Below are 12693 nucleotides of genomic sequence, written 5' to 3'. Positions count from 1 at the left end.
AGGTCCTTCATTCACAAGGGGTTGCGGCATCACGGCTGGTGCGGTCGGCGGGGTGGCGGGGTACGGCGGGCGCGGCCCCGCCGGGCGGCCGCGCGCATCGCGGCGCGGGCCAGCTCGGGCCGGTCGGCGGCGCCGTCGAGGCTGGCGGCGAGCGCCCGCACGGTCGGGTGGCGGAACAGGTCGAGCATGGTGATCGAGCGGCCGGTGGCCTCGACGAGCCGGGCGTGCACGGCGGCGAGCGCCATCGAGTGACCGCCGATGTCGAAGAAGTTGTCCGTGACGCCGACCGTCTCCCGGTCGAGCACGTCCCGCCAGATGCCGGCGATCAGCTCCTCGGTCCCGGTGAGCGCGTCCGACCCGACCGGCAGCGGCGCCCGGGCCGGCTCGGCGGCGGCCACCGTCATCGCGCCCAGCGCGGCCACCCGGACCGCCGGGCGGGGCAGCTCGGGGGCCACCTCGCCGGCCGGCGCGTCCGGGTCGGCGGCGAGCGCGCCGACCAGGGCGGCCAGGTCGGCCAGCAGCGCGGTGATCCGGTCGCCGTCGAACAGGTCCGGGTTGTAGACCACCTCGACGCCGGCCCGCCCGTCCCGCTCCACCACGTAGACGGTCAGGTCGAACGGCGAGCCGGGCTTCGGCACCGGCACCGGCTCGACGGTCAGGTCGGCCAGCGCCAGCCGGGGCGGGACGAAGTTGAGCACGTTGAACAGCACCTGCACCAGCGGGGCGCGGGAGGTGTCCCGGCCGACGCCGAGCGCCTCGACGAGGCGTTCCAGCGGCGCGCCCGGATGCGCGGTGACCTCGTGCAGCTCGACGGCGCACCGGTCGACCTGCGCGGCGAAGCTGCCGCCGGCGCGCACCCGCACCGGCACGGTGTCGATGAAGAAGCCGATCACCTCGTCGAACGCGGCCAGCCGCCGGTCCGCGACGATCGCGCCGAGCACGTGGTCGTCGCCGCCGGTGAGCCGGCGCAGCAGCTCACCGAAGCCGGCCAGCAGCACCGCCGCGACGGTCGTGCCGCGCCGGGCGGCCAGGTCGCGTACCGACCGGTCGGCGGCGGCGTCCAGCCGGACCGCGGCCTCCGCGCCGGCGTACGTCTGCACGGCCGGGCGGGGCCGGTCGCGGGGCAGCTCCAGCACGGTCGGCGCGCCGGCCAGGTGCCCGGTCCACCAGGCCAGGTCGGCCTCGCCCCGACGCCTGTCGCGTTCTTCGCGCCAGACCGCGTAGTCGGCGTACGTGGCGGGCAGCGGCGGGCGGCCCGGCGTCGGCCGGCCGAGCGCGCGGGCGTACGCGGCGGCCAGCTCGTCGTAGAGCAGCGCCTCGGACCAGCCGTCGAAGACCGCGTGGTGCACGGTCACCGCCAGCACGTGCTCCTCGGCCGCGAGCCGGTAGGCGGTGACCTGCCAGGGCGGGCCGGTGGCCAGGTCGAACGCGTGCCCGGCGCCGGCCGTGAGCATGGTGGCCAGCTCGGTGTCCGGGTCGGCGGCGGTGGTCAGGTCGACCACCGGCACGGCCACGTCGGTCGGTTCCTCGCGGACCGCGTACGGCACGCCGCCCTGCTGCGGGATGCGCCAGCGCAGCACGTCGTGGCGCTCGGCCACGGCGCGCAGCGCGGCGCCGAGCGCGCCGGTGTCGAGCGGCCCGCGCAGCCGGTGCGCGACCGCGATGTTGTAGGGCGCGCTGGAGGGCGCGAGCTGGTCCATGAACCACAGCCGCCGCTGCGGCGGCGACAGCGTGGGCGGGTTACCGGTGGTCAGCCCGTCGCCGCCGGCCGGGTCGGCGGCCCGGACCCGGTCCACCAGCGCGGCGAACGTGCGGTCGGTGAACAGCACCCGGGTGTCCACCTGCCGGCCGGTCTCCGCGCGCAGCGCGGCGACCAGCCGCATCGCGGCGACCGAGTTGCCGCCGGCGGCGAGGAAGTCGGCGTCCGGGGTGGGGACCGCGCCGAGCAGCCGGGTCCAGACCCGCCGGACCGCCGCCGCCACCGGGTCGCCGCCGTCGGGCAGGTCGTCGGGCACGTCGTGGACCGGCGCGGCGGCCGTGGCCAGCTCGCGCAGCGCGGACCGGTCCAGCTTGCCGGTGACCGGGCTGGCCGGCAGCGCGGCCAGCCGCACCGTCCGGGCCGGCAGCATCGCGGTGGTCAACCGCTGCTCGGCGTACGCCCGCAGCGCGTCGTCGTCCGGCGCGCCGGCCGGAGCGAGGAACGCGACCAGCTCGGTGCCGGCCGGGCCGGGCAGCGCCTCCACGGCGGCCCGCTCGACGCCGGGGTGGTCGGCCAGCACCGCCTCGATCTCGCCCAGCTCGATGCGCTGGCCGCGCACCTTGACCTGCCGGTCGGCCCGGCCGAGGTAGACGATCCGGCCGTCCGGCGCCTGCCGGACCAGGTCGCCGGTGCGGTAGAGCCGCTCGCCGGGGACCGCGCCGAACTCATCGGGCACGAACCGCTCGGCGGTCAGGCCGGGCCGGTTGAGGTAGCCGTCGGCCAGGCCCGGGCCGCCGATCAGCAGCTCACCGGTCTCCCCCGGCGGCACCGGCCGCAGGTCGGCGTCGACCACGTACGCGCGGTGGTTGGCCAGCGGCCGGCCGATCGGCGCCGGGTCGGCGTCGGCCGGGGTGAGGTCGCCGAGGACCACCAGCACGGTGGTCTCGGTCGGGCCGTAGCCGTTGAGGAACCGCCGGCCCGGCGCCCAGCGGGCGGCCAGTTCGGCCGGGACCGCCTCGCCGCCGCAGAGCAGCACCCGCCACGACGGCAGGTCCGCCGGGTCGAGCAGGGCCAGCACGGTGGGGGTGACGAACCCCCAGTTCACCTCGTGCGCGGCGACGAACCGGGCGAGCCGCACCGGGTCGGCCCGGTCGTCGGTGCCGAGCAGCTGCACCGTGCCGCCGAGGATCAGCGGCACGAACAGGTCCATGGTGGCCGCGTCGAAGCCGAGCGAGGCGATGCCGAGGCTGCGCGTGGTCGCGTCCGCGCCGGTCAGCGCCGTGACGCCGGTGACGAACTGGACCGCGTTGCGGTGCGTGGTGAGCACGCCCTTGGGGCGGCCGGTGGAGCCGGAGGTGAACAGCACGTACGCCGGGTCGCCGGGGCGGGCCGGGCAGGGCGCGAGCGGGGCGGGACCGGGCAGGCCGAGCGCCTCGACGCCGGGCTCGGCGCCGAACTCGGTCGCCGCCGCGTCGCCGACCACCACCCGGATGTCCGCGTCGCGGACGATCTCCCGCAGCCGGTCGCGCGGGCCGCCCGGCTCCAGCGGCACGTACGCGGCGCCGGCCAGCAGCACGCCGACCACGGTGACCACCAGGTCGGGGGTACGCGCGCCGCACACCCCGACCCGGTCGCCGCGGCCGACACCGTGCGCGCGCAGCGCGGCGGCCACCCCGGCGGCCCGGTCGACGAGCTGCCGGTAGGTGAGCCGGGTGTCCCACTGGCGCACCGCCACCGCGTCCGGGACGCGGGCCGCCCGGTCGGTGATCAGGTCGGCGAGGGTGGCGTCCGGCCAGGGCAGGTCCGGCCCGGAGACGGCGCTGACGGTCAGGGTGTGGGTCACCGGTGTGCTCCCAGGTGCTCGGCCGGATCGGTGATCTGGAGGCGGAGTTCGCTGACGTAGCCGCGGCCCCGGGCGTCGGGCACCCACGCCTCGTCGGGGGCCGGCAGCAGCTCGGAGACCACCACCGGCACGTCCGGGCCGGTGCGCAGCGCGGCGTCCACCATGGCGCAGAGCGACTGCGCGTACAGCGGGCCGGTCAGGTCCACGTAGCAGGGTTTGATCTCGGTGCCGATCTTGACGAACACCCGCTCGGGCAGGTCGGTGGCCGCCCGCCAACGGCGTACCGCCAGGTAGCGGGCGGTCTCGTCGGCGTGACCGCCGAGCCCGCACGCGCCGGCCGTGGTGCGCCAGGTGCGCCGCGCCACCACCAGCCGGTCGATGGTGATCCGGGGCGTGTGCGCCGCGGCGCCGAACAGCTTGAACGCGTCCAGCAGCAGCGAGCCGAGCAGCGTGGCGAAGACCTCCATCAGCGGCCAGCGGGCGCCGTCGGGGAAGACCGCGGTGAGCCGGTCGCCGGCGCGCTCCACCAGCACCGCGGTGGCCGGGACCAGGCGGTCGGCGTCGGCGCCGTGCGCGGTGTCGATGCCGAGCTGGCGGTCCGCCGGGCCGGTCAGCGCGTACGTGGTGCGGGTGGTCCGCCGGGGGAAGCTCTCCGGCCAGAGCACCCGCAGCCGTACCGGGCCCAGGTCGGCGTCGAGGTCGGCGCGCAACGCCGCCGGGTCGCTGTGGAACGGGCTGAGCACCGCGCTGTCGAACGCGACGGTGGCCGGGTGCAGCTCACCGAGCACGAGCAGGAAGTCGCCCCGCGCGACCGCCTCCGGGGACGCGGCGCTGAGCTGGACGTCCGGGTTGTGCAGCCGGGCCGACGGCCAGCCGGGCCCCGACGCCGGGAACAGCTCCGCCACCCGCCCGGCCAGGTCCGCCGCGCGGACCCGCAGCTCCGCCTGGTCGGCGGGCAGGTCACGCAGGTCGAACAGCTCGGCCCACCGGCGGGTGAGTTCCGCGCCGGCCCCGGCGATCGGGCCGTCCGACGCGATCAGCGTGCCCTGGGCCAGCAGCCACAGGTCGGCCAGCCGCACCGGCTCGCCGCCGGTCGCCAGTTCCTCGTGCAGCTCGGTGAAGAGCCCGGCGCAGCGCTCGGCGACCTCGACGGTGAACCAGCGGGCCGTGCGCAGCACCACCGCGAGCGGCTCGGCGAGCGCCTCGGTGACCGCGGCGCCGACCTGGAAGTCCAGGTCACGGGCGGTCTCCTCGTAGCAGATGGTGCGGCCGGCGTACATCTGTCCGCTGTTGCGGGTGGCCGGACGGCCGGTGACGGCGGTGAACCCGGCGTTGAGCGCGGCGAGCGCGGCACCGAGCCGGTCCGGGTCGCCGGCCGCGGCGGCCACCTCGTCGCGGGCGGCGCGGAGCCGGTCGAACTCGGCCGCCGTGGCGGCGCGCACCGGCTCGTCACCGATCGCGGCGATCCGCGCGGCGAGCACGTCCTCCGCGTCCGGGGCGACCGGCAGGTTCGCGCCCCAGCTCAACTGGCCGCGTTCCACCCACCGGTCGAGCAGCAGGTAGACGTCGTCGACGCCGTGCACCACACCCTCGGCGCACAGCCGCTCGGCCAGCTCGACCGCCGGGGTACGCCCGTCGGCGGCGGCGAGCAGCCGGGCCTCGACCGGCGTCAGCGCGATCGGCGGGTGCAGCGGCCAGCGCAGCTCCCGCCCGACCACGGTCAGGTGCGGTTGCCGCGCCGGCGCCCACCAGCGGCGCACCGCCAGGTCGTCGGCGAGCCGGTCGGCGTACGCGATGAGCGCCCACGCCTCGAAGAACACCCGGCGGCGGCGCACCAGCGCGGCGCCCGGCACGGTCCGTACCCCGGGCACGGCCGGGTCGAACGTGCCCCAGCAGACCGGGCCGAAGAAGCCGATGGTCTCCGCCTTGCCGCAGTACCGCTGCCAGTAGCGCAACAGGCTCAGCTCCCGCTTGCGCCGGCGCACGTTGCGCACCTGCGGGTCGGTGCGCAGCAGACCGTCCAACGCGATGAGCATGTCCGGGTTCTGCCAGGTGACCGCCTCGCGCAGCAGCGGGTCGGCGGCGAGTTCGCCGGCCACCGCGGACGACTCGGCGAACGCCTCACCCAGCGTCTTGTCGAACACCTCGGCGCTGCTCGCGCCCGCCAGCAGCGCGTCCGCGGCGACCGCGCAGCCGGGCGCGGCGAACCGGTCCAGACCGGCGGCCGGGAACCCGGCGGTCCGCAGCACCACGTCCCGCCACACCGACCAGCCGGTCGCGCCCAGGGGCAGCAGATGGCTCATCGTGCCTCCTCCACTCGGGTGTCGGTGCCGAGCGCTCCGGCGTCGGTGAGGTGCAGGCGCAGCTCGCTGAAGTAGCGGCGCCCCGCGCCGTCGGGCACCCACGCCTGCTCCGGGTCGGGCAGCATCTCGCTGACCGTGAGCGAGACGTCGTCGCCGCCGTCGACCCGGGCGGCGCGCACCAACGCGCAGAGCATCGCGGCGAACCCCGGCGCGGCCAGGTCCACGAAGCAGGGCTTGGTCTCGGTGCCGAGCTTGACGTAGACCCGCTCGGGCAGCCCGAGCCGGCGACGCCAGGCGCGCACGGCCAGGAACCGCTGCCGTTCGCCGGTGACGGCGGCCAGGCCGCTCTCCCCGACCGTGGTCCGCCAGGTCTGCCGCGCCACCACCAGCCGGTCCACCGTGATCCGTGGCGTGTACGGCGCGGCGGCGACCAGTTTGAAGCCGTCCACGGCGTGCGCGCTGAACGGCTCGGCGAAGATCTCCGCGAGTGGCCAGCGCTGCCCGTCCGAGGCGGTGGCGACCAGCTCGCCGTCCACGTCGTCGACGGTGAGGTCCACCGTCGGCAGGACCCGGGCCGGGTCCGTGCCGGGCGCGTCGAGAAAGGCGAGCTGCCGGTCGGTCGGGCCGGTCAGCGACTCGGCGGTGCGGCTGGTGCGGCGCGGCCAGTCGGCCGGGAACAGCAGCCGGACGCGCCGCTCACCGAGGTCCGCCGCCAGCGCGTCGCGCAGCCGCTCGACGTCCGGATGCGACGGGGTGAAGACCGCGCAGTCGAACGAGGACCAGGCGGCGTGCAGCTCGCCGAGCACCACGGTGTAGTCGCCGCGCCGCAGCGCCGCCTCGTCGGTGGCGCAGATCTGCAGGTCGGGGCTGTGCATGGCGGCGTTCGACCAGGTCGGCCGGGTGCCCGGGAAGACCGCGTCGATCTTCTCGGCCAGGTCGGCCGCGCGCAGCCGCACGTCGGTGGTGCCGGCGGGCAGCGTGTCCAGGCCGAACAGGCCGGCCCACCGGGCGGCGAAGTCGGCGGCGACCGCGTCGACGGGCCGTTCGCCGCCGCCCCAGAACAGGCCCTGGGCCAGGAACCACAGGTCGGCCAGCGCCACCGGGCCACCGGACTCGGCGCGCAGCTCGTCGTGCAGGCCGCGCAGCACCGCCAGGTACGCGTCGGCGAGCGCGTTGGCCAGCCAGCGGGCGGCGCGCAGCAGCACGTCGAGCGGGGCGGCCAGCTCGGCCAGCAGCGGGGCGCCGAAGACCACGTCCAGGTCGCGGGCGGTGTCCTCGTAGCAGATGGTGCGGCCGGCGTACATCTGGCCGGCGCGGCGCACCGCCGGCACGCCGGTCAGCTCGGTGAACGTGGCGTCGAGGGCGTCCAGCGCGGCACGCAGCGAGTCCGGGTCGCCGGCCGCCGTGGCCACCGCGTCGCGGGCGGCGCACAGCCGGTCGAAGCCGGCGCGGGCGGCGGCGCGGGCCGGCTCGTCACCGATCGCATCGATCCGCTCGGCCAGCACCCGCTCGGCGTCCGGGCTCACCGGCAGCGCCGCGTCCCAGGTGATCAGCTCCCGCTCCACCAGCCGGTCGAGCAGCGCGTAGCCGTCCTCGGGCCGGCGCAGCCCGATCGCCGGGTCGGTGACCAGGGCGGCGGCGTGGCGGCGGCCGTCGGCGGCCCGCAGCAGCGCCGCCTCGACCGGGGTCAGCGTCAGCGGCGGGCGGCCGGGCCGGAGCACGTCCCGGTCCCGGATCGCCAGGTGCGGCCGGAGCATCGGCGGCCACCAGCGGCGGACCGCCAGGTCCGCGCCGACCCGGTCGGCGTACGCGGCCAGCGCCCAGGACTCGAACCACACCCACCGTCGCCCGGTCAGCCCTTCCCCGGGGTTGACCAGGGCAACCTCCGGCTGGTCGGGGTCGACGGTGACCCAGCAGGCCGGCCCGAAGAACCCGACCGTCTCGTTCTTGCCGCAGTAACGCTGCCAGTACTTCAGCAGCGCCCGTTCCCGGTCCCGTCGCCGCACGTTGCGGGGCGCGTCGGCGCCGCCGCGGGCCAGCCCGTCCAACGCGACCAGCGCGCCCCGGTTCTGCCAGGTGACCGCCTCGCGCAGCAGCGGGTCGGTGGCCAACGCGCTGAGCCGGGCGGCGCCGGCGCGCACCGCCTCGTCGAACTCCGTGTCGAACCGTTCCTCGCCGGTGCCGGTGGCCAGCAGCGCGTCGGCGGCGGCGGCGGCCCGGGGCGCGCTCAGCGCCACCAGCCCGTCGGCGGGGAACCCGGTGGTCCGCAGCATCGCGTCGCGCCACACGGACCATCCGGTGTCCCCGAGCGGCACCCGGTGCGCACCGCCGGCGGTCCCGCGGCCGACGGCGCGCACCGGGCCCGGACCCGCGTCCGGAGTTCCGGCGCGGGCGGTCGAGGTGCCGGGCCCGGCGGCGGCGACGCCGGGCCCGGTGGTCGAGGTGCCGGTAGCGGCGGTCAGGCCGCCGGACGCGGCGGTCGTGGCGCCGGGCGCGGCGGCCAGGTCGGCCCGGATCAGCGCGGCCATCTCGGCGAGCCGGTCGTGCAGGAAGAAGTGCCCGCCGGACAGCTCGTGCATGGTGAACCCGGCCGCCGTGTGCTCGCCCCAGGCGGCGGTCTGGGCGCGGGTGACCGCCGCGTCCGCGTCGCCGCCGAACGCGATGATCGGCACCGGCAGCGGATCCTCCGGGACGTGGCGGTAGTCGTCGACCCGGCCGAAGTCGGCGCGCAGCAGCGGCAGCATCAGCTCCAGCAGCTCCGGGTGGTTGAACGCCTCGGCGGGGAGGCCGCCGCCGTCGCTGAGGCGGCGCAGCAGCTCGTCGTCGCTGACCCGGGACAGCCCGATGAAGCCGCCCGGCTCGGTGATGTGCGGCGCGCGGGCGCCCCCGACGTAGAGCCGCAGCGGCAGCGGACGGCCGGTACGGCGCAGCTCGCGGACCACGTCGAACCCGAGCCGGCCGCCCATCGAGTGGCCGTAGATCGCGTACGGGCGGTCGGCCCGGGCGGCGATGGCGTCGGTGACCTCGGCGACGGTGAAGTGCGGGTCCTCGCTGATCCGCTTCTCCCGGCCGGGCAACTGCACCGGCAGCACCTCGACGTCGGGACCGAACGCGGCCGGCCAGTGCCGGAACGCGCTGGCGCCCGCGCCGGCGTAGGGCAGGCAGAACAACTGCACCGGCGCCTCGGGGCGGCTTCCGGTGGAGGCGAACCAGTTCACCGCGGACCTCTCTGCACGGGATCGATCCAGTGCCGGCGGCGCTGGAACGGGTAGGTGGGCAGCCCGGTACGCCGGACCGTGCCCTCGGGGTGCAGGGCGTCCCAGTCGATGTCGTGGCCGGCCACCCAGTCGGCGGCCGTCTCGCGCAGCGGCCCGGCGTCACCGGCGAGCCGGGCGTCGGTGTCGAGCAGCACGTCCAGCGCGGACAACGCGGCGGGCAGGTCGGCGGCGACCACCGCCGCCCGGTGCGCGAACGGCCGACGGCCGAGCGCCAGCGTGGCGGCCACCTCGGGCAGCGCCGGCGCGGTGCCGGCCAGGTGGGTGCGCAGCCGGACCAGCGCGGCCCGCAACGCCGCCGGCGTACGCGCGGAGACCGGCAGCAGCCACGGCCCCTCCCCCGGTGGGTCGGCCGGCTCGACCGGCGGCGGCTGTTCCACCACCACGTGCGCGTTCGTGCCGCCCAGGCCGAACGCGCTCACCCCGGCCACCCGGCGTCCGCCGTCCGGCCAGTCCCGGGCCTTGGTGGGCACGTAGAACGGGCCGGCGGCCAGGTCGATCTCCGGGTGCGGGCGGGTGAAGTGCAGGTTCGGCGGGATCACGCCGTGCCGGACGGCCAGCACGGTCTTGATCAGCCCGGCGACGCCGGCGGCGGCGTCGAGGTGGCCGATGTTCGTCTTCACCGAGCCGAGCGCGCACGTCTCGGCCGGCGCGGCGCCGGCGTACACCTCGTGCAGCGCGGCCACCTCGATGGCGTCACCGAGCGGCGTGCCGCTGCCGTGCCCCTCGACGAGGCGGACCTCGCCCGGGGCGACCTCGGCGGTGGCGAGCGCGTTGGCCACGGCGGCGGCCTGCCCGGCCGGGCCGGGCACCGCGAAACCGGCCCGGTCCGGGCCGTCGTTGGTGACCGCCCACCCGGGCAGGATCGCGTAGATCCGGTCGCCGTCGGCCTGCGCGTCGGCGAGCCGGCGCAACGCGACGACGCCCGCGCCGGAGCCGAACCCGGAGCCCTCCGCGGCCTCGTCGAAGGCACGGCACCGGCCGTCCGGGGAGGCGAGCCCGCCCGGCGTGGCCCGGTGCCGGGGCCACATGACCGTGGACCCGCCGGCCAGCGCCAGGTCGCACTGGTAGTCGGCGAGGCTCTGCGCGGCCAGGCAGACCGCGACCAGCGAGCTGGAGCAGGCGCTCTGCACGGCCAGCGCCGGCCCGGTCAGGCCGAGCCGGTAGGCGACCTGGCCGGGCAGGTGGTCGGGGAACTGCCGGCCGACGAGCCGCGCCTCCCAGTCGTCCGGGTCGACGTCGCCGACCACCGCCGGGTTGTCCATCAGGTGGAACAGGAAGTACCGGTTGGCGGAGGTGGCCGCGTAGACGCCGACCAGCCCGGGGAAGCGCTGCGGATCGTGCCCGGCGTCCTCCAGCGCCTCCCACGCGGTTTCCAGGAAGAGCCGGTGCTGCGGATCGGTGCGGGCGGCCTCGTCGGCGCCGAAGGAGAAGAACTCGGCGTCGAAGTCGGCCACCCCGTCGAGCCGGCCGGCGGCGCGGACGTGCCGGGGGTCGGCGCGCAGCCGGGGCCCGATGCCGAGCGCGGCCAGCTCCTCGTCGGTGTGGTCGTGCACCGAGTCGACCCCGGTGCACAGGTTCCACCAGAACGTCGCCACGTCCGGCGCGCCGGGGAACCGGCCGGCGATCCCGACCACGGCGATCTCGTCGCCGGTGTACTCGCGGGACGCGCTGACCGGCGCGGCGGGCGCGGGCAGCACCGGGGCGCGGACCGCCTCCGGCGGCGCGTCGAGCAGCGCCGCCTGGGTGGCCACGGTCGGGTGGTCGAACAGGCGCAGCATCGGCAGCCGGACGCCGAACCGCTCGGCGATCTGCTGCTGCACCCGGCCCAGCAGCAGCGACTGCCCGCCCACGTCGAAGAAGCTGTCGGTGCGGCCGACCGCCGGGCGGCCCAGCACCGCGCACCAGATGTCGTGCACGACGCGTTCGGTGTCGGTGGCCGGCGCCGCCCCGGCGGGCACCTCGACGACCGGGTCGGGCAGCGCCCGCTCGTCGACCTTCCCGCTGACGGTGAGCGGGAACTCGTCCACCACGACCACCGCGCGCGGCACGGCGTAGTCGGGCAGCGCGGCGGCGAGCGCCGCGCGCAGCGCCGCCGGGTCGGGGCGGGCGCCGGCCGGGCGGGCGTACGCGAGCAGCTCGCCGTCGCGGGCGATGGCGCGGACCCCGGCGACGCCGGGCTGGGCGGCGAGCACGGTCTCGATCTCGGTCAGCTCCACCCGGTGCCCGCGCACCTTGACCTGCCGGTCGAGCCGGCCCAGGCAGACCAGTTCCCCGCCGGGCAGCCGCGCGCCGAGGTCGCCGGTGCGGTACGACCGCGTCCCGTCGGCGTCCACGCCGAACCGGTCGCTGTCCTGGTTGAGGTAGCCGGGGGCGAGGTGCCGGCTGCGGACCACGATCTCGCCGGTGCCCGGGGCGAGGTCGAGGTGGTAGCCGGGGAACGCGTGGCCGACCGGCAGCGGCCCGACGGTGGCCGGGTCCACCTCGGACAGCGGCAGCACGTGCCGGGCGGCGAACGTCATCTCGGTGGCGCCGTAGCCGTTGACCAGCACACAGTCGCCGGCGAACCGGTCCCGGCCGCGGGCCGCGTCGGCCCAGGTGGCCTGTTCCCCGCCGAGCAGCACCGCGCGCACGGTGGCCAGCCGCCGGTCGTCGAGCGTGTCGAGCAGGAAGCGGTAGACGGTCGGCGTGCAGTGCAGCACGGTGACGCCGTGCCGGTCGAGCTGCTCCACCGCGTACGCGAGGCCGTGCCGGCGCAGGTCGACCGGGACGACGGCGGCGCCGGTGAGCAGCGCCGGGTAGAGGTCCGGGATGGCGGCGTCGAAGCTGAACGAGGCGAGCAGGCTGAGCCGGTCGGCCGGGCCGACGGCGAGCGCGTCGATCTGGTTGTCGACGACGTGCGCCAGGTTGCGGTGGGTCTGCCCGACCGCCTTGGGCACGCCGGTGGAGCCGGAGGTGAACAGCACGTACGCCAGCGCGTCCGGGTCGACCGGCACCGGACGCAGCGGGGCCGGCGGCACCTCGTCCAGGGGCACCACGGCACGACCGTCGGCCACCGTCAGGGCCAGTTCACGGTGTTCGGCGGCGCAGGCCACGGCGGTGACGTCGGCGGCGGCGACCATGTGCCGCAGCCGGGCGACCGGGAAACCCGGGTCCAGCGGCACGTACGCGCAGCCGGCGGCCAGCGTACCGAGCAGCGCGGCGACGGTCGGCGCGCCGTGCGCGGTGAGCAGCGCGATGCGGTCGCCGGGCCGGAAACCGGCGGCGACGAGCACGGCAGCGTACCCCCCGGCCGTCTCGGCCAACTCGGCGTAACCGACCTCGTGGGTCTCGCCGAGCAGGGCCGGACGGCCACCGTGGACCGCTGCGACCGCGCTGAAACGATTGATGATCATCGTCTCTGCCATCAGGAAACGGAATGTGCTCCACTGACGGCGGGCGCGCAGCAGCAATCGACGAATGTGACCATTGATCCCCCCCAGGACTTCACATTGGAAGCAGAATAAAGCTCAATCTCTCGACCGGAAGAGGATCGATCCGGGTCGAGCCGAAGGGGGGACGACCCCTGGTACC

Annotated in this window: 4 protein-coding genes; all 4 read right to left on the bottom strand. The window is 76.9% G+C overall.

Annotation, left to right across the window (positions count from 1 at the left end; translation table 11 throughout):
* Positions 1-29: 29 nt before the first annotated feature.
* Genes ACLQ2W_RS27655 through ACLQ2W_RS27640 form a run of 4 tightly spaced genes read right to left on the bottom strand, consistent with a single transcriptional unit; the run spans position 30 to position 12527 of the window.
* Positions 30-3542 carry an amino acid adenylation domain-containing protein gene (locus ACLQ2W_RS27655; RefSeq protein WP_425790004.1) on the bottom strand — a complete coding sequence of 1171 codons (3513 nt, stop codon included), beginning with the start codon at positions 3540-3542 and terminating at the stop codon, positions 30-32.
* A complete protein-coding gene (locus ACLQ2W_RS27650; protein ID WP_425790002.1) occupies positions 3539-5845 on the bottom strand; it encodes a lantibiotic dehydratase in 2307 nt (768 codons plus the stop codon). Before ACLQ2W_RS27650 ends, ACLQ2W_RS27655 begins: the two co-directional genes overlap by 4 nt.
* Positions 5842-9063: a thioesterase domain-containing protein gene (locus ACLQ2W_RS27645; protein WP_425790000.1), complete on the bottom strand. Its 3222-nt coding sequence runs from the start codon at positions 9061-9063 to the stop codon at positions 5842-5844. Before ACLQ2W_RS27645 ends, ACLQ2W_RS27650 begins: the two co-directional genes overlap by 4 nt.
* Positions 9060-12527 (bottom strand): AMP-binding protein, encoded by a 3468-nt coding sequence (locus ACLQ2W_RS27640; protein WP_425789998.1) that lies wholly within the window; start codon positions 12525-12527, stop codon positions 9060-9062. The genes ACLQ2W_RS27645 and ACLQ2W_RS27640 overlap by 4 nt, the downstream gene beginning before the upstream one ends.
* Between the last annotated feature and the right edge of the window lie 166 nt (positions 12528-12693).

The organism is Micromonospora sp. DT227, from assembly GCF_049841835.1.
Lineage (GTDB): Bacteria > Actinomycetota > Actinomycetes > Mycobacteriales > Micromonosporaceae > Micromonospora.
This window is presented reverse-complemented; position numbering and strand designations above follow the sequence as displayed.

Bases quoted from the DNA above. Each gene is read 5' to 3' on its own strand.
- ACLQ2W_RS27650 (WP_425790002.1), bottom strand. From the start codon at position 5,845: ATGAGCCATCTGCTGCCCCTGGGCGCGACCGGCTGGTCGGTGTGGCGG.
- ACLQ2W_RS27640 (WP_425789998.1), bottom strand. From the start codon at position 12,527: ATGGCAGAGACGATGATCATCAATCGTTTCAGCGCGGTCGCAGCGGTC.